Genomic DNA, 17,144 nt, shown 5'->3' with positions numbered 1-17,144 from the left:
ATGACCAGCTTTCCGTTTCCAGGACTGAACCTCGCAATCGCAACGCCCTTCGACGCGGAAGGCCGCATCGACTACGCCAAGCTCGAGCGGAATATCGAGCACTACCTCGCGCTCGGCGTGCCCGGCTTTGTGTTGAGTTCAGGCACCGGCATGCATGTGTATCTAACCAAGGAGGAATCAAAGGAACTCGTGCGGCGCGGCTCAAGGATCATCAACGGCCGAGCCAAAGTGATCGCCCAAACCTCGGCTCTGCTGACGGCCGACGTGGTCGAGCGGACGACGTTCGCGGCCGATTGCGGCGTCGACGGCGTCATGGTCCTGCCGCCCTTCTTCGAAGGGCCGACGGACGATGAAGGCATCATTGACTTCTACACAGAGGTGGCAGCCGCCGGCCTTCCGGTCATCGGCTACAACGTCCCGCACGCCGTCGGCGCGACCGTGACGCCGGAACTTCTCAAGGAGCTTTGCGCGATCCCGAACTTCTGCGCTGTCAAGGACTCGAGCGGCGATCTCGGCAAGCAGGCATCGCTCATTCGTACCGGCCTTCCGGTCATGAACGGCGCCGACCACCTGGTCCCCTTCGCGCTCTGGTCAGGAGCGAGCGGTCTCATCTGGGGTGGTGCCAACTTTGCGCCGCGCACCGCCCTCGCGCTGGTCGCAGCCGCAACCGCCGGCGAATGGGCCAAGGCGCGCCAGATTTGGTCCCTGCTTGAACCGGCGATGTCGCTCATCTGGGAAGGCGACTACGTGCAGTCGGTTTATGCCGCCGCCGAACTCACCGGCTTTGGTGCCGGAGCGCCACGCAAGCCGCTCCGTACGCTGCCTGATCACCGAACGGAAACCATCCGCGCTGCTCTCGGCAGCCTGATCGAACGGGAAGCCTGAGCCGTGAGCACCCCCTCGAAAAAGGTCTTTGTCGCATCGAGGCTCCCGAAGAATACGGGCGTTTCCGGGTGGGTGGCCATGCTTCCTCCCCGTCAGGCAAAACCTCGGCTTGAGGGACACACCACTACCGACGTCGTCATCATCGGCGGCGGGTTCGCGGGTCTCTCCGCTGCACGCAGGATCATGGAGCTCGACCCGACACTTCATGTCGCGGTCCTTGAGGCCGGCACGATCGGAGAGGCCGCGGCAGGTCGAAATTCAGGCTTCATCATCGACTTGCCGCATGAGGTCTCTTCTGAAGATTACGGCGGGGATTCGGCTGCCAAAAGTCGCGGGGCCATCGAAATCAGCCGGACCGCCATCGCTCTTGCCGATGCAGTTGCACAGGAACAAGGCTGGGGGGCAGAAATCTTCGATCGGTGTGGACGCTACAGCGTCGCCATCAGCGATGAGGGAGACCAGCATCTGGTCGACTATGCCAAGGGGCTCGTGAAACTCGACGAAAAGTATCAGCTGCTCAATGCGCGCGAAATCGCCGAAGTGACGGGCACGAACACCTATACGTCAGCGCTCTTTACCCCGGGAACCATCATGGTGCAGCCGGCGGCCTATATTCGCGGCGTAGCTGATAGCCTGCGCGAACCCGCAAGGATCTATGAAAATACCCCCGCCATACTGTTGGAAAACACCGGCCACGGGTGGCACGTCAAGACACCTCAAGGATCGCTCAGCGCAGGCCGGATCATCCTTGCGAACAATGGTCATGCGGCGAGCTTTGGCTTCTTTAAGAGCCAGCTTCTCCACGTGTTCACCTTTGCCTCGATGACGCGGGAGTTCGACCCAGGCCGGTTGCAGGGTCAGCGCAAATGGGCCGCGACGCCGGCACTTCCGATGGGCACAACTGTCCGGCGCATTCAAGGCCGGGGTGGCGACCGCATCCTTGTTCGCTCGCGCTATACCTATCACCACAACATTGAAGCGGGCGCAGGAACTCTGAGGCGCGCGGGCGCCAAGCATGATCAGAAGTACCAGGCACGATTTCCCTCTTTGACAGACATCCCGATGGAGTTTCGATGGGGGGGAGCAATGGCGCTGACATGGAATTCGGTACCCGCTTTCGGCGAGATCGAACCCGGTATGTTTGCGGCGTGCGGATGCAACGGTGTCGGCGCAACGAAGGCCACGGCGAACGGCATCGCTGCAGCGGAATTGCTGCTTGGCGTCAAATCACGTCTGGCCGAAATCTTCTCGCGCTTTGACGCGCCAAAAGCGCTGCCACGTCAGCCTTTCCGAACGATCGGGGCCAAAGCCAATCTCGCATTTCGAGAGTGGCGCGCCGGCGGTGAATAAAGCGGTCTTCGCCGCCGGTTGAGGGCTTCAGTCGGCCCTAGGATAACGGAAGTCGGTGGTCGCGGCCCTCCGGCTTTGAGGAAACACGCCGCCAAAAAAGGGAACGGAAGAGATGAAAAAGCTGCTTGCATCGACCTGCCTGATGTTCGGCCTGCTAGGGGGAGCGTCAGCGTCGCATGCCGCCGAGTGCGGAAGCGTAACCATCGCCAGCATGAACTGGCAGAGCGCCGAGGTACTGTCGAACCTCGACAAATTCATCCTCAATGAGGGGTATGGTTGCAGTGCCGAGATCACCATCGGTGACACCGTGCCAACGATCACCTCCATGGCCGAAAAAGGGCAACCGGACATCGCTCCCGAAGCCTGGATTGACCTGCTTCCCGATGTCGTGAAGAGAGGCACGGATGAAGGTCGGATCATCAAGGTCGGATCGCCCTTACCCGATGGCGGCGTCCAAGGCTGGTGGATCCCGAAGTACTTCGCCGACGCCCATCCGGACATCAAGACCATTCCCGATCTTTTGAAACATCCGGATCTCTTTCCCGATCCCGAAGACGCAAGCAAGGGCGCGATCTTCAACGGTCCGCAGGGCTGGGGCGGCACCGTGGTGACGGCTCAATTCTACAAGGGGTTTGAAGCGCAGAAGGCCGGCTGGGATCTGATCGACACCGGCTCGGCGGCCGGGCTCGATGGTTCGATCGCGAAGGCCTACGAGCGCAAGGAAGGCTGGGTCGGTTACTACTGGGCACCGACCGCGCTGCTTGGCAAGTACGAGATGGTGAAACTCGATTATGGCGTGCCGCACGATGCCGCCGAATGGAAGCGATGCAACACCGTGGCGGAATGCCCGGACCCGGAGCCGAATGCTTGGCCCATCGATACGATCGTCACACTGGTTGCCAAGCCGTTCTCGGAAAAAGTTGGCCCTGAGGTCATGGACTACCTGCAGAAGCGATCCTGGAGCAACGAAACCGTCAACAAGCTGATGGCATGGATGACGGACAATCAGGCAAGCGGTGAGGAAGGCGCCAAGCACTTCCTCGAAGAAAACGAAGCCATCTGGTCGAAGTGGGTCTCCCCGGAAGCGGCCGAAAAGATCAAATCGGCCCTCTAGTCAGTGTGCGGGCGGCGCCTTTTGGCGCGCCGCCCGCAGTCATCTGAAAGACGGGAATGGCTGTTGGAGGAGGAGAGCGCCATGGAATGGCTCTACAAATTTCCGCATATGGACGATGACGCTCTTCGCGCGTTGAAGAAAGCGATCGACGAAGGTTTTCGCGCGTTCACGCGCGCCTATGGCGATGCCATAGAGGGCTTCTTTTCGCCTCTCCAAAGCTTTCTGATCGCCGCGGAGCGCTTTATGACGCTGACGCCCTGGCCGATCATTCTCATCATCATCCTGGCAATCGCGTGGGGGGCGAGCCGAAACCTCAAGGTCGTGTTTGGTTGTCTCGTGACCCTGCTGGCCATCGGCTACTTCGACATGTGGGACGACACGATGAAGACGGTCTCGATGATCTTCGTCTGCACCGTGCTGTCGATCGCCATCGGCATTCCGATCGGCATCGTCATGTCCCGTTCGGATCGGTTTCAGAACATCGTCAATCCGATCCTCGACGTGATGCAGACCATGCCGAGTTTCGTCTATTTGATCCCGGTCGTCATGCTGCTTGGCATCGGCAAGGTGCCGGGGCTGATTGCCGTCGTCATCTACGCCATCCCGCCAATGATCCGGCTCACCAATCTCGGCATCCGCCTCGTCGACAAGGATGTGCTGGAGGCTGCCGACGCCTTCGGGTCATCGGGATGGCAAAAGCTCAAGAACGTGCAACTGCCGCTCGCCTTGCCGACGATCATGGCCGGCATCAACCAGACGATCATGATGGCGCTCGCCATGGTGGTCATCGCCTCGATGATCGGCGTTCAGGGCCTCGGCCAGCCGGTGCTGAAGGCGATTGCCAACCAGTACTTCACGCTTGGCATCTTCAACGGCCTTGCGATCGTCGGCATTGCTATCATTTTCGATCGGGTCAGTCAGGCCTATGGCGAGAGACTGCAGAAGCATCGGGAGATCGTCCATGGCTGACACCAAGTTCGGCGGCATCAAGATCCGCCACCTCTACAAGATCTTCGGACCGAACGCCGCGACCCATGTCGATGCGGTAAAAAGAGGCCTGACGAAGACAGAACTCAACGAGCGCCACGGACATGTCCTTGGGCTTCGCGATATCAACATCGAAATCCCCTCCGGCTGCATCCAGGTGATTATGGGCCTGTCGGGTTCGGGCAAATCGACACTCATTCGGCACATCAACCGCTTGATCGATCCGACGGCCGGCGAAGTGCTCGTTGACGGCGCCGACGTCGTCAAGATGAACGAAGCCGAACTGCGCGAATTCCGACGCCACCAGACCGCTATGGTGTTCCAGAAGTTTGCGTTGCTCCCCCATCGCAACGTTCTCGACAATACGCTCTATGGCCTTGAGGTTCAGGGCCTCGAGCGTGCGAAAGGTGTCGACATCGCCATGCGATGGATCGAGCGTGTGGGGCTCAAGGGCTTTGAAAGCAAATATCCCAATCAGCTCTCCGGCGGCATGCAGCAACGTGTTGGTCTCGCGCGTGCTCTTGCCAACGATGCGCCGGTCCTGCTGATGGACGAGGCCTATTCGGCCCTCGACCCTTTGATCCGCATGGACATGCAGACGGTTCTTCTCGATCTGCAAAAGGAGATCAAGAAAACCATCGTCTTCATAACCCATGACCTCGACGAAGCACTACGATTGGGCGATCAGATCGCCGTGCTGCGCGACGGCGAGGTCATCCAGCAGGGCACCAGTCAGGATATCGTTCTTAGACCCGCTGACGAATACATCGCCAACTTCGTCAAGGAGGTGAACCGTGGCCGGGTCGTTCACGTCGAAGCCGTCATGGCGCCGGTCGATGCAGATCACGCCGTCAATGGCGCGACGCTGAGTGCGGGAAGCACAATTGAAGCCGCCCTCAAGATCCTGGCACACAAGGATGCCAAGGATCTGGTGGTGGTCGATGCTGCCGGGATGCCTGTCGGTGTCGTCGACCTGAAACGACTGGCCGCGGCGGTCGTAACACCGCACTGAGTGGCGGGAGACCCACCTCATCGAAAACAAAGGAAACCGGGCCAGGCCTCGCCCGCGGCAGAAGCCGCGCGTCCAAACGCCAGCCCTATAGATGGAGTTACGTCATGAAGTTCGAAGGTATTTACACCCCCGCCATCACGCCGATCGGACAGGACGGGCAAATCGACCGAAAGGGTTTTGCAGCTGTGCTCGAAACTCTCATCGAGGCTCGGGTTCACGGCATCATAATCGGCGGGTCGACCGGCGAATACTATGCCCACAGCGCCCAGGAACGTTTCGACCTCGCCGCCCTCGCCAAGCATGTAATCGGCTCAAGGCTACCGCTCATCGTTGGGACGGGGGCCACGAGAACGGAAGATTCCGTGGCGTTCGCCAAAGCAGCCAAAGAGATCGGCGCTGACGCCATTCTCGTATCATCACCGCCTTACGCATTGCCGACGGAGGAGGAGAACGCGATCCACGCCTTGACGGTGGACCAGGCAGTCAACCTCCCGATCATGCTCTATAACTATCCGGCACGCATGGGCGTGATGATGGGGAACGAGTATTTCTCGCGCGTGTGCGCATCCAGAAACGTCGTGGCCATCAAGGAAAGTTCCGGCGACATGGCCAATCTTCACCTGTTGGCCCGAAAGTATCCTCAAATCGCGCTTTCCTGCGGCTGGGACGATCAGGCGCTCGAGTTCTTCGCCTGGGGCGCCAGGAGCTGGGTCTGCGCCGGCTCCAACTTTCTGCCGAAGGAACACGTCGCCCTCTATGAGGCCTGCGTGGTCGAGAAGAACTTCGACAAGGGGCGAGCGATCATGACGGCGATGTTGCCGCTCATGGATTTTCTTGAATGCGGGAAATTCGTGCAGTCGATCAAGCACGGCTGCGAACTGGCCGGCCTGCCGGCTGGGCCGGTCAGAGCGCCACTCGGCCCGCTGGGCGCTGAAGAAAAACAAGCGCTCGAAACGATCATCGCCACCTTGAAGCATACCATCGCCCAAATCAGCTCGGGAACCAGCCATGCATGAGCGGATGGTCGCAGCCAAGCGCGGGGTTGCCACGGCGGGCCTTCAATGGCGCACCGTTGGCTTCGAAGCGAGCAAATTGCGCCTGATGAACGAGACGATCCGATGATTACGCACGCCGTCAAACGTTTGCCCGTGGAAAACGGCATCTCCGGCTGGGAAGCAATCAGTCAACGTTCGTTTCCGGTCCGCTGTCTCGACGGTAACGTGAACGCGGACTGGCTGATCATCGGCGCTGGCTTTGCCGGGCTGTCGGCGGCGCGCCGCCTGCTGGAAATGCATCCCGACGACAAGATCGTCATGCTCGAGGCGAGTGAAGTTGGCAAGGGTACCTCGGGCCGGAACTCCGGCTACATGATCGACGTTCCGCACAACCTGTCTTCGAGCGAATATTCGAGCGGGGCCGCTGACATCACGCGCCGAGAAATGGCCCAGAACCGTTACGCCATCGAATTTGCCAAGCGAGCGGCGAAAGCCTACGGAATGTCGCACGAGACCTTCGATCCCGCCGGCAAGATCAATGCGGCCGCGACGGCGCGCGGCATGAAGCTCAATAGGAGTTTCGGCCAGTCGCTCGGGCAGGCGGGCGAAAAGCACGCGTACCTCGACGCTTCCGACATGCGGGAGATAACCGGGTCGAACTACTACCTCGGTGGCCTCTATACCCCCGGCGCGGTCCTGATCCAGCCGGCGGATTACGTGCGCCAGTTCGCTTCCGGCCTGTCGCACCATGTCGATTTGTTCGAGCGGTCTCCCGTGACATCACTTAGGCGCGACAACGGAATCTGGACGGCGGTGGCGGCACGCGGATCAGTAAGCGCTCCCAAGGTCATTCTGGGGGTCAACGGCCATGTGGAAGATTTCGGGCATTTCGGCAGGCGACTGGTACACATCTTCGCCTACGCCTCGATGACCGCGCCATTTCCAGCTGACGATATCGGGCACAAGGCTTCCGGTCGGGATCGTTGGGCTTTGCTCCCGGCAGATGCGATGGGAGCCACTGTGCGCAAAATCACGACCGATGGTCAGTCGCGCATCGTTATCCGCACCAAATACACCTACGATACCACGGTCGCCCTGTCGCAAAACCGCATCTCGAAAATGGCGCAAGCGCACCGACGCTCGCTGGATGCGAGGTTTCCTGGCCTCAAGGAGGTACCGTTCGAACACAGTTGGGCAGGCCGTCTTTGCCTCAGCCTCAACCATGTGCCGGCGTTTGGCGAGATCGACGATGGGCTCTTTTCCGCCTGCTGCGAAAATGGGCTTGGTACCGTCAAGAGCACCCTTGCCGGCATGATGGCCGCTGATCTTGCGACAGAGACGGGATCACGGGAGCTCGAAGAATACATGGACCACCGGGGCCCAACCCGGCTCCCGCCCGAGCCATTTGCCTGGCTCGGAATAAATTCAGTGATCCGTTTGCAGGAATTGCGCGCTGGACGCGAGGGATGAGAAAGCCGCTGAGGGCACGCGTTTGAGGGATGGCAGGATGAAATTTCAAAGCGTGTCTCTCCACAAGGTCAAACCAGCCAGAATACCGGCAGCGAGGTAGGTATGCGATGACGACCATGAAATCCCCTGCACCGGGAACCGACCGCCTCAAGATCGGCTTCGTGCTCGCCCGGTCGTTCACGCTCTCGGCCTTCGCTCTCTTCGTCGACACGCTCCGGCTTGCAAGCGACGAACTCGACAAATCCGGCCGCGTCCGTGCCGACTGGCAGGTGCTTGGCAACACACGGCATCTCATCGCCTCAAGCTGCGGTGTGCAGGTAGCTCCGACATCAGGGCTCGTCGAGCCCACCCAATTCAATTACATCGTCGTGGTTGGCGGCCTGCTCAACAGCGAAAACCCGATCGACGACGAGACGGTCAGCTTCCTCAAAAAGGCGGCCGCGCGAAAAGTACCGTTGATCGGCCTGTGCACAGGAACCTTCATTCTGGCCGACGCGGGCCTTATGGACGCACACAATGTGTGTGTCAGCTGGCTGCACCACCGGACGTTCCGCGAACGTTTTCCCGATCTCAAGGTGCGTTCGGATCGCCTCTTCAACCTGGACCGAAGTCGCGGATCCTGCGCGGGCGGCAGCAGTGCCGCCGACATGGCCGCTCATATCGTTCGACTTCACATCAGCAAGGAAGCGGAGCGGAACGCGCTGGAAGTGCTGCAGATCGACAAGGCGCGCTCGCAGCTTCACGTCCAGCCGCGAAGGCCGCTCGCGATCGAGAGCAACGATCCCCGATTGAACGCTGCCCTCATAATCATGGAACAACATACCGAATATACGATCTCGATCCCTGAGCTGGCAGCCTCCGTCGGACTATCTCGGCGCCAGCTTGAGCGCCTGTTCATGGAAGAGACAAAGATGTCGCCTGCCCTCGCCTACAGGAAGTTTCGACTGGAGCGCGCCAAACATCTTCTCACCCAGACGAATGCGTCGCTGATCGAGATCGCGCTGGAAGTTGGCTTCGAGAGCGCCGGGCACTTCTCCAGAATATTCGCGAAGGCCTACGGACAAACACCGAGCCGCCTCAGGACGCAGCAAACGACGTAGGCCATCAAGGGCGCCCCCCTCTCAGCAATCCTCTTGCCACGCCATCGGGATGATCCTTGAGCGAAAAAACGGGGCGCACCGGTCGACACATTACGCGAGCCCAAGAGTTGGGATCACGAACGCAACAGTCCGTCATTGTCTATCGCACAAGCATTTGCGCTCAACCGACCACGGCAAGCTCCAGAGCCCGGTGATGTGCGGCCGCGGCTGCCTCCCTCACCAAAGCCGCCAGACCCGGCTCGGCCATGAGGACCTCAAGTGCCGCAGCAGTCGTGCCGTTCGGGCTGGTTACTTGCTGCGGAGCTCCGTCGGAGAAAAGACGCTGGCACAGGCGAGAGTTGAGGCACCGTCAACCGTCTGCTTCGCCAACGCACGCGCAGTCTCTACCGGCAGACCAACAGCGATACCTGCCTCGATCAAGCATTCAATGAAATGGAAGAGGTAGGCCGGCCCCGACCCCGATATTGCGGTTGCAGCATCGATGAGCTTTTCTTCCCCAACCAATGGACGCTTCCAACAGCTGCCAGAAGATCACTCACATAGGGCATCTGAACGATACCAGTGTGCGCGTTGGCAAAGGCGGCGATCACTCCCATGCCGATCGACGCCGGCATGTTGGGCATGGCGCGCGCGATCGGCACTTCACCAAGCGTCGCCTCGAAGGTCGCGATCGTCACGCCGGCGGCGATGCTGACGAAAGCGGCGGTTGCGCTAAACCGCAGGTATGTCGCAAGCGATGAGCCGATGACCTGCGGCTTGACGGCGAAAATGACAGCGCGCGGCTGCAACGCCTGCGGCAGGTCGGACGCATCCGCGTAGGCCGCAGCCGCTGCGCGCCGGCGGTCAGGGCACCGCCAATGAATTCGGTCAGCGGCAATGCCGAACCAGGCCACCCAGCCTTCAAGCAGCGCAAAACCCATGTTACCGCAACCAACCAGCACGATTTCGCCAGACTGATCCATACCGTCGCTTCCCTTCATGCGCGCACTCGGCCCAAAGCACGCCAGCCCTATTGCTGCGCCAGTCGGTCCCAGCAATCGCCGAGTGCGACAGGCGACCGATGCTTCATGATCCGCTGGCTCGGCGTGCGTTCGAACTCGTCGACAACGGCGATATTGCGCGAATGAGCCGGAATCGCCGGTGTGCAGCGCGCCCTCCAGCGAAGTGCGCACGACGATCTCGCCCTTGCCCCCTGTCGGCACCGGCTCGCCCTTTTCGTCGAGGATATCGACCGAGAACCAGGGCATCGGTTGACCGACGGCGCCGACAACGCCGGTGGCGTTGCAGGTGGTGATGCTGGAGGCTTCGGTCATGCCGTAGCAATCGCGCATATCTATACCAAAACGCTCCTTGAAGAGCGGCCACACCTCCTTTGGGCAGCCGCCGCCCCACGCGACCCGCACCGGATGCTCGCGGTCACCTTTGCTTTCGGGTTGCTTTAGGAGAATCTGGAGAATCCCGCCGAGGTAGTGGATGGGGGTGGCACCGTAGGTTCTCACCTGATTCCAGAAGCGGCTGGCGCTGAACCGGTCGACCATGGCAAGTGACAGGTCCTCGATGATCGGCAGAACGATCGACTACGACGGATAGGGCAATTCGATTGCGAATTTCGCAAGGCATGCCTATTTTAGCGGCCTACAAGGCCAAATCGTTGGCTTCGAAGCGCAAACGACCGTCAAATCCAATTGACTATAAGCCCTCCCAACACTATGTTGGCAGTTAACAACTAACCCAGCATCCTGAGAGACATGGGCTCCGGGCGGTTGGGAGAAAAAGCCGGCGCAAGCCGGTTTTTTTATGCCCGGGAGCAAGGAGTGCCAGCGTTACGAACACGCGTCTATATCGACGGCTATAATCTCTATTATGGATGCCTACGCAAGACCGCGTTTAAATGGCTCGATGTTCTCGCCCTATTCGAGGCGCATATACTGCCGAGCATCCTTTATCGTCCCGAACCGGGCGCCGATCCGGCGACGATGATCCTGCACCCGGACTGTGCGATTAAATACTTCACGGCGAAGATTATCGACAGCGCGGCCAAGGGAGAGGATTCGGTCTCGTCGCAGGCTCACTACCACAATGCCCTGACGGCGCATTGTGCCGGACGGCTTTCCTTCGTGATGGGCTATTATTCGCTCTACAAGGCCAACCAGCATATCGTTCCGGCGGATGATCCGAAACGCTGGCCGCGTGACTGCGACAAGATCCAGGTGTGGAAGCTTGAGGAAAAGCAGTCGGATGTGAATCTGGCGCTCCAACTCTACGACGACGCGCTGAGCGGGGACGTCGACCAAGTGGTACTTGTCACCAATGACACGGACCTGGCGCCGGCACTTGAGATGCTGAAAGCGCGTTGCCCCCATATCGTCCGTGGGCTGGTGATCCCGACGCGCAATGTCGGCGCTGGCGGCGATCTTGAGCGCGAGGCGAACGTCTCGCTTGCGAAGCTCGCCCATTGGGTGCGGCGGCATATTTTGGATGAAGAGCTGCGCGCCTCGCAATTGCCGGATGTCGTTCCCGGCCGCCGTCGTGCCAGCATCAAGCCACACTCATGGTATGCGAAGCCGCATCACCTTGCGAAAATGCTGGAGATGGCGCGCCCGGTCCTGCGAGGCGAAGGCGAGATCCTGAAATGGGCACGCAGAGAAAGCGTGCATCTCGGCGGCCGTCGGCCGATCGATCTGATCGCGACGGACGCAGGCGCGGCCGAGGTCTTCGACTACATCGAATCCTATATCCGGGAGCAGATCGAAAAGGCCGGGGAGCCTGACGATTTGTCGTCCTGAACTTGATGGGCGGAAGGTAGTTCGAGGGGTGGGGTTTCGGGGCAAAACTTACCTTACGTCGATGGTGTTCAAGTTGCTCGGTCTGGCAAAGACGACGCTCAGCCTGTACCGCACCTTGCTGCGCACCTGCGCGGGAAAGACAGCCGGCGAGCGTGGTTCCGCGGAACCTCGCCATGATCTCGCGCCCGCGTTCGTTGACCAGCGTCCTGGCCACCACGTCTTCTTTCGCTCTGCAGCAGCGTGCCCGCAGGGGCTCCATGGCACACCCCTGTCATGCGCGGAGCTTTATGCTGGAACAGAATGTAGCCCTTACTAACCCTGCACGATCGACTGAGCCGCGTGTTTTACCGGCGTGGCGCAACGATCGTTGCTGCAAGCGCCAGTCGATCCAAGCTGGCGCCCACGCGTCGCCTGTTCAGTCGTCAATACGAAACCCGACCTTCATGACCACCTGGTAGTGCGCGACTTCGCCATCCTTGATGTGTCCTCTGATCTGGTCGACCTCGAACCATTCCAGGTTTCTCATGGTCTTCGATGCACGCGCGATCGCGGTTTCGATAGCGTCGGTAACAGACGACTTCGAACTGCCGACCAGCTCTACCTTCTTATAGACGTGATCACTCATAACAACCTCCCGTTTGCTTTGAGAAAGGACATCCTACAGGCAAGCTGCAATCCTTGCGCTAACAATCAGCGCAAGGAAGTGTCTGGCTCTATTGTCGCATCAATCTTTTAGCGACCTGTAATTTTTAAATGCCAAATGCATAAATCAAAACTATTGCTTAACACTGGTATGTACCAATTCTGATACGCGCACTTTCGGACATTCTTCCTGGCGTGCGGTCTAGAGCTTCTTGTCTGTCGTTGGTTTTCGCAAAGAGAGAGGTTTGCAAGCACATGAACGACTGGAGTACGGACGGGCGTGGCAATGTCAGGTCCTCGACCATCGTCGGCTGGAAAGCCGAGCCGGCAAAAGGCGATGAAACGGGCGACGTTTTCTTGAGGATCGAATTCAGCGTCGACCCTAATCTCACGGATGTGTCGGCGCTGCAGTTCAGATTAACCAGACAACAGGCCGATCACATCAGTGGGACGTTGGGAGGCCTTGCGGATCGGTCTTCATCGCTGCGGGGTGTTTGCCGGGAGGCCGGCGCGCTCGCCCTGCAACGAAAATGACCCAAAGCAAAGGGACGTTCGTGACCACGCGGAAGGAAATCGCCGATCGCGTCGTTGCGAAATGGGCAGAGCGCGGCATGGCGATCGAGCGTGATTCCGAGGTCGAGGTCCTGCTCAAGTTGCGATTCACCGGCGATGTACCCATCGATTGCATCCGGCGCAGATACCTCAAGTTACTTCAAGAACGCCGGCCAGGGCGCAAGGTCGATTGAAAGCCCTTGGCGGACCAAACCAAATGCGGAACGGGAGGCGACGCTGATGGGATATGACTGGAATGGCCGTCGCGAACGCCGTATGAAGATCGCGAGGTTTGGAACAGCCGTTGCTTTGGCAGCGCTCCTGGTATCGATGGCGGCCAAAGTCGCGAGCGAGGCCCTCTAGGCCACGGTGCTCGCTACGGCTCGTCGGGCGTCCGCTTTAAACATCGCATGGAACACGCCTCTGCATCCAGCCTCAATTAAGCATTGTTTGCCTCGGAGAGGAGACAGTTCATGCCCTACAATTGGCAAGTCGCCCGCCGGCCTCCGCACAAGCATGCTGGCTTTGACCTTCGCCCTCACTGGTAGCGTGGGTACTCGTGCTGGCCCTGGCGGCCTGATTTCGAGGACCTCGGAAAATCTGAACTGGTTCGATGAAAACCCGGACTGAAATTACGACGGATGTTCGACAACTGGGCGTTCGAACGGGCGATCTTGTGATGGTGCACGCCTCCTTGAAAGCCGTTGGTGCTGTCAAAGGCGGGCCGACGGCCATTGTCGGCGCACTTCTCGATGCGATTGGGTCATCGGGCACCCTTATGGGCTATGCCTCATGGGACCGCTCACCCTACGAGGAAACTTTGAATGGCGTCCGGATGGCTGATGAAGCGCGTCGTACTTGGCCGCCGTTCGATCCCGCAACCGCTCGCACCTATCCGGGTTTCGGCCTGCTCAACCAGTTTCTTGTTGAAGCGCCCGGCGCACGCCGTAGCGCTCATCCCGACGCATCCATGGTTGCGGTTGGGCCACTTTCCGAGACGTTGATCGAGCCTCATCGGCTTGGCCAGGCTTTGGGAAATGGCTCGCCAATCCAACGATTTGTCGAACTTAGGGGAAAAGTGCTCTTGCTGGGCGCCCCTTTGAACTCCGTTACCGCTCTCCACTATGCGGAAGCCATCGCCGACATCCCCGGCAAGCGGCGCGTGACTTACGAGATGCCGCTTCTTGGTCCGAATGGTGAAACGGTATGGGAGACCGCCGAAGACTTTGACACCAACGGCATCCTTGATCGTTTTGCGGTCGCGGACCAGGCCGACGCGGTCGAAACGATTGCGAATGCCTACGTTGCCACTAGCCGGCACCGGAGCGGGACGGTCGGAGATGCGATCTGCCACCTCTTCGACGCGCGGGACATCGTGTCGTTTGGTGTGGCATATCTCGAAAGCCGATTTGGCAAGGGTGCGTAGGCACCGCGAAACGGATCCACGAATACGGCGGTGGTCGCGGTGCCGCTCAGACGGACAAAGTGGGTGTACCAGGCGGCGGCCGCGAAAGCGAGCAAAGCCGGTTCGCGCGAACTGTCCGCCCGATCCGCGATTGCGCAAGTCAGGTTTTTCTTCCGTGCAGCGGCCGTTCCCTACCTCGCCGTGGAGCGTCCCTTATGGTGCCATAAGGACCGTCTCGTACCAGCTGGTGCCAGCCAGTGGCAGGCCTCCCAGTCCATAACGATGCGGGCCGCCCCATTCGGACGGAAGACTTTGTCCTATCCGGTCGGCGTCAATCTCGCGCGCCGCTTTGGCCTCAGGATCGCCGCAAGCAACCGCGCACACCAATCGAATGTCAGCGGCGGCTCAAGCGCCGACTATCGTCCCAAAAGAGCATGGCATCGGCCCGTAGAGCTGCTGAGGTATTCCGCGGCAGCCCGCGGCTGCGCTAGAGATCCATCCATCCGGCTTTCGCCGGCGCGTTGCCTGGAGATCCGGAGATTGGTGACCGCGCTGGCGACGGCGCGGAACGCACAGAGACCGATGTAAATTACACCTGCCCAGAGACTTCAGGTGTTACGAACGTAACATCCACGCCGTGACGCGTTTGGTATCATACAATCGGGAAAGTAGTTCCTTGAACACTCGGTTGTCTTGCAACTTATGCCTTTCGACAACGCGACTTGTTAACTGATCGCTTCCTGCATCAAAAAGCAAAATCGCAAGGGAGGATGCCATGATGAAGCTATTGCTCGTGCTCATTGCCCTGACGTCATTCGTGCCTGCGACGGCAGCTGCACAATGCAACCCGGCGGTACAGCAGTGCCGTTAAGGCACTGCTCCAAACTGTGATTTACCACCATGCCGAACCTTGTCGCGCTGCTTTTCGGAGCGGCGATAGTCCTGTTTTATTCTTACGGGCGCTTCAACCGTGTCACCTACGAGGGCGGGCGGCAGATGGAGCGGCTTGTCAACCTGTTGTCGCCCGACAAGCTTCGGGCGCGGCGCATCGTCATGCATGCCTACGCATGCTACGCGCTCATACTTCTGATCATCTACTTCTTCCTCTGCGCCTACGCGGAACTCCTCCCGATGCTCGGTGGCCCGGATCTTTCGATCGGTGCGAGCAAGCTTCCCGTTCCTTCCGTCGATGCCCCGGTAGCGATCACCACAGGCTTCACCCCGGGCAGCAACAGTGCTGCAAGCACCTGGATGCAGCCTCTGTCCACCATCGTCGTTCCGTCGGTCGTGCGGGACTTCGATATCGGCATCGACGCATCGGTCTCGCTTGCCATCGCGCTGATCATGGTCGGTCTGGCACCCAGTTTCCCGCTTCTGGGAAGCTTCGAGGACTGGATGCGAAGTGCTGCCCACCGCCTGGCGGGTATTCCCACCCGCGTCATCGGCGCCAGTGAAGATCTGCGCCGGAAGGACCTCGCGATCTCGGCCGACAGCGCGTCATCCCTCGAAAAGAACACCCTCCTCATTCCGCGCAGCAATTGGGAGCGTATTGATCATTATCAGGCGGCCGCGAAGGATCAGTTGAGCGAACCCGAGGACTTTCGTCTCGATCTGGAACTGATCTTCTCCGTCTCTGCCTGGATCCTCGACCGCAAGCTGAAGCTCGCCAACGCCCCCGCGCGGGAGCGTTTTCAGAAACTTGAGGAAGAGCTCAGCAAGCGACGGGATCAGTTGGTCGTGGATCTGGACGAGAGGTCGGGCTACGGGTCAGGCGCGGCGAAGGAAGCGCCTGTCAGCAACGGAGCCGCCGATGCAAGCCTCGGCGAACGCAAGAGGGCGACCTGGGAGCGATTGGCGTCGGATGCCGACGACCTTGCAGACGATCTTTGCATCCTGCTCGCGCTCTATGTCGAGCACGAGATCATCGTCGTCTCGCCGGCGACGGCAGACGAGGCGGCGGCACATCAGCAAGTCGTTGCCCGGAAAAAGCTCGAGCAGTTCCTCGGCGCCCTGTTGCACCCCCATTTAAGCGCTGGCTATCGCAGATCCTACGCGACGTTGACTGCGCTCTGGGCCCTCGGCACCGTGCTCTTCGTCAGCCTCTTTTGGAGCCTCCTACCCGGTCGGTTTGAAAGCGAGCTCGTATGGGGTAGCCCCGTCAATGTCTATTCTCGCACGCTGACCTACATCTTCTACGCGTTCAACAACTACTGCATCCCGATGATTGTGACGCTCGCGCTTCGCGACGCAGGCATGCAGTCGCGTCGTTGGCGGAACATGCGCGAGGCGCATTGGACCTCATGGTTGCCGCAAGCCGTGCTCGTCGTTTTCGTGTCCTGGGCCGTCGCCGCCGTATTCGTCATGGGGCTGCAGCTCTGGAAAACCGGCCTCGACACAGGTTGGGCCGCCGGCGATCAAGGCCTCTCGCTGTTCCTGCAGCTTTCGTTCGAATACAACGCGCCGACGGCCGTTCGCGGCGCCGTACTTGCCCTGATCGTGGCGTTCCTGCTCGATGCATGGTTGGCTCGGGCACTGTCACTCTCGCTGCAGCCGACGTATCTCTCAAGCCTGATCTGGGCGGTCGGCGCATCGGTTGTCATGGCCGTCTGCGGAGGGGCGACCCGTTACCTGACATCATGGGCAACAAAGCCCGCAACCACTCTGAGCCTCGACGCAATCGATAGAGGTCTCGTCGTCTACTCGGCGATGTTCTCGGCGTTCATCGGCTTCGTCGTGGTGTTTTGCGTCACGGCTGCTCTTCTCAACCAACGCGGCGGCGCCGAGCGCTTCCGTTCGGGAAAGACGCCCGCACGCGTGGCGTCAAGACCAACACCCGCGGAGTAGCC

14 protein-coding genes and 2 pseudogenes are annotated in these 17,144 nt (G+C 60.0%); 13 read left to right on the top strand and 3 right to left on the bottom strand.

Features of this window, described 5'->3' with window-relative positions:
* The 8 genes from IB277_RS30400 (at window position 1) to IB277_RS30365 (ending at window position 8,913) form a co-directional block, all read left to right on the top strand.
* A complete protein-coding gene (locus tag IB277_RS30400) occupies window positions 1-885 on the top strand; it encodes a dihydrodipicolinate synthase family protein (protein ID WP_192372432.1) in 885 nt (294 codons plus the stop codon).
* A 3-nt stretch (window positions 886-888) separates the two neighbouring features.
* Window positions 889-2,235, top strand: coding sequence for an FAD-binding oxidoreductase (locus IB277_RS30395; protein WP_192372430.1), 1,347 nt, complete (start codon window positions 889-891; stop codon window positions 2,233-2,235).
* A gap of 112 nt (window positions 2,236-2,347) precedes the next feature.
* The gene (locus IB277_RS30390) at window positions 2,348-3,349 is read left to right on the top strand and encodes an ABC transporter substrate-binding protein (protein ID WP_192372428.1); all 1,002 of its coding nucleotides are present in this window, start codon (window positions 2,348-2,350) and stop codon (window positions 3,347-3,349) included.
* Window positions 3,350-3,430: 81 nt separating this feature from the next.
* Window positions 3,431-4,318, top strand: coding sequence for a proline/glycine betaine ABC transporter permease (locus tag IB277_RS30385; protein WP_060582039.1), 888 nt, complete (start codon window positions 3,431-3,433; stop codon window positions 4,316-4,318).
* Window positions 4,311-5,348, top strand: coding sequence for a glycine betaine/L-proline ABC transporter ATP-binding protein (locus IB277_RS30380; RefSeq protein WP_060582040.1), 1,038 nt, complete (start codon window positions 4,311-4,313; stop codon window positions 5,346-5,348). Before IB277_RS30385 ends, IB277_RS30380 begins: the two co-directional genes overlap by 8 nt.
* Before the next feature lie 104 nt (window positions 5,349-5,452).
* Window positions 5,453-6,364: a dihydrodipicolinate synthase family protein gene (locus tag IB277_RS30375; RefSeq protein WP_192372426.1), complete on the top strand. Its 912-nt coding sequence runs from the start codon at window positions 5,453-5,455 to the stop codon at window positions 6,362-6,364.
* 102 nt (window positions 6,365-6,466) lie between these two features.
* Window positions 6,467-7,813 carry an FAD-binding oxidoreductase gene (locus tag IB277_RS30370; protein ID WP_192372424.1) on the top strand — a complete coding sequence of 449 codons (1,347 nt, stop codon included), beginning with the start codon at window positions 6,467-6,469 and terminating at the stop codon, window positions 7,811-7,813.
* Between the two features lie 116 nt (window positions 7,814-7,929).
* Window positions 7,930-8,913 carry a GlxA family transcriptional regulator gene (locus IB277_RS30365; protein ID WP_192372488.1) on the top strand — a complete coding sequence of 328 codons (984 nt, stop codon included), beginning with the start codon at window positions 7,930-7,932 and terminating at the stop codon, window positions 8,911-8,913.
* A 160-nt stretch (window positions 8,914-9,073) separates the two neighbouring features.
* Here the strand turns inward: IB277_RS30365 and proC are convergent.
* Together proC and IB277_RS39015 are read right to left on the bottom strand one after the other, a co-directional pair.
* Window positions 9,074-9,875, bottom strand: a pseudogene (gene proC / locus IB277_RS30360) (pyrroline-5-carboxylate reductase).
* A 261-nt stretch (window positions 9,876-10,136) separates the two neighbouring features.
* Window positions 10,137-10,451, bottom strand: a pseudogene (locus IB277_RS39015) (AMP-binding protein); the annotation flags it as partial.
* Window positions 10,452-10,727: 276 nt separating this feature from the next.
* On the opposite strand from IB277_RS39015, the gene IB277_RS38320 reads away from it, so the two are divergent.
* Entirely contained in the window at window positions 10,728-11,699 is a 972-nt protein-coding gene (locus IB277_RS38320) for an antitoxin Xre/MbcA/ParS toxin-binding domain-containing protein (protein ID WP_060529593.1), read from the top strand.
* Between the two features lie 415 nt (window positions 11,700-12,114).
* Here the strand turns inward: IB277_RS38320 and IB277_RS30345 are convergent, their stop codons facing one another.
* Window positions 12,115-12,324: a dodecin gene (locus IB277_RS30345; RefSeq protein ID WP_034799975.1), complete on the bottom strand. Its 210-nt coding sequence runs from the start codon at window positions 12,322-12,324 to the stop codon at window positions 12,115-12,117.
* Window positions 12,325-12,596: 272 nt separating this feature from the next.
* Between IB277_RS30345 and IB277_RS30340 the strand changes: the two genes are divergently transcribed.
* From IB277_RS30340 to IB277_RS30325, 4 genes are all read left to right on the top strand, one after another.
* A complete protein-coding gene (locus tag IB277_RS30340; protein WP_034799974.1) occupies window positions 12,597-12,875 on the top strand; it encodes a hypothetical protein in 279 nt (92 codons plus the stop codon).
* Between the two features lie 20 nt (window positions 12,876-12,895).
* A complete protein-coding gene (locus IB277_RS30335) occupies window positions 12,896-13,087 on the top strand; it encodes a hypothetical protein (RefSeq protein WP_192372423.1) in 192 nt (63 codons plus the stop codon).
* A 419-nt stretch (window positions 13,088-13,506) separates the two neighbouring features.
* A complete protein-coding gene (aac(3), locus tag IB277_RS30330; RefSeq protein WP_192372421.1) occupies window positions 13,507-14,319 on the top strand; it encodes an aminoglycoside 3-N-acetyltransferase in 813 nt (270 codons plus the stop codon).
* 879 nt (window positions 14,320-15,198) lie between these two features.
* On the top strand, window positions 15,199-17,142 hold the full coding sequence (locus tag IB277_RS30325) for a hypothetical protein (RefSeq protein WP_113506246.1): 1,944 nt from the start codon (window positions 15,199-15,201) through the stop codon (window positions 17,140-17,142).
* Window positions 17,143-17,144: the final 2 nt, after the last annotated feature.

It is taken from the genome of Ensifer sp. ENS07, assembly GCF_014852185.1.
Lineage (GTDB): Bacteria > Pseudomonadota > Alphaproteobacteria > Rhizobiales > Rhizobiaceae > Ensifer > Ensifer adhaerens.
The sequence above is the reverse complement of the archived record's forward strand: the minus strand, read 5'-3'. Positions and strand labels throughout refer to the sequence as shown.

Bases quoted from the DNA above. Each gene is read 5' to 3' on its own strand.
- IB277_RS30400 (WP_192372432.1), top strand. From the start codon at position 1: ATGACCAGCTTTCCGTTTCCAGGACTGAACCTCGCAATCGCAACGCCC.
- IB277_RS30390 (WP_192372428.1), top strand. From the start codon at position 2,348: ATGAAAAAGCTGCTTGCATCGACCTGCCTGATGTTCGGCCTGCTAGGG.
- IB277_RS30385 (WP_060582039.1), top strand. From the start codon at position 3,431: ATGGAATGGCTCTACAAATTTCCGCATATGGACGATGACGCTCTTCGC.
- IB277_RS30380 (WP_060582040.1), top strand. From the start codon at position 4,311: ATGGCTGACACCAAGTTCGGCGGCATCAAGATCCGCCACCTCTACAAG.
- IB277_RS30375 (WP_192372426.1), top strand. From the start codon at position 5,453: ATGAAGTTCGAAGGTATTTACACCCCCGCCATCACGCCGATCGGACAG.
- IB277_RS30370 (WP_192372424.1), top strand. From the start codon at position 6,467: ATGATTACGCACGCCGTCAAACGTTTGCCCGTGGAAAACGGCATCTCC.
- IB277_RS30365 (WP_192372488.1), top strand. From the start codon at position 7,930: ATGAAATCCCCTGCACCGGGAACCGACCGCCTCAAGATCGGCTTCGTG.
- IB277_RS30345 (WP_034799975.1), bottom strand. From the start codon at position 12,324: ATGAGTGATCACGTCTATAAGAAGGTAGAGCTGGTCGGCAGTTCGAAG.
- IB277_RS30340 (WP_034799974.1), top strand. From the start codon at position 12,597: ATGAACGACTGGAGTACGGACGGGCGTGGCAATGTCAGGTCCTCGACC.
- IB277_RS30325 (WP_113506246.1), top strand. From the start codon at position 15,199: ATGCCGAACCTTGTCGCGCTGCTTTTCGGAGCGGCGATAGTCCTGTTT.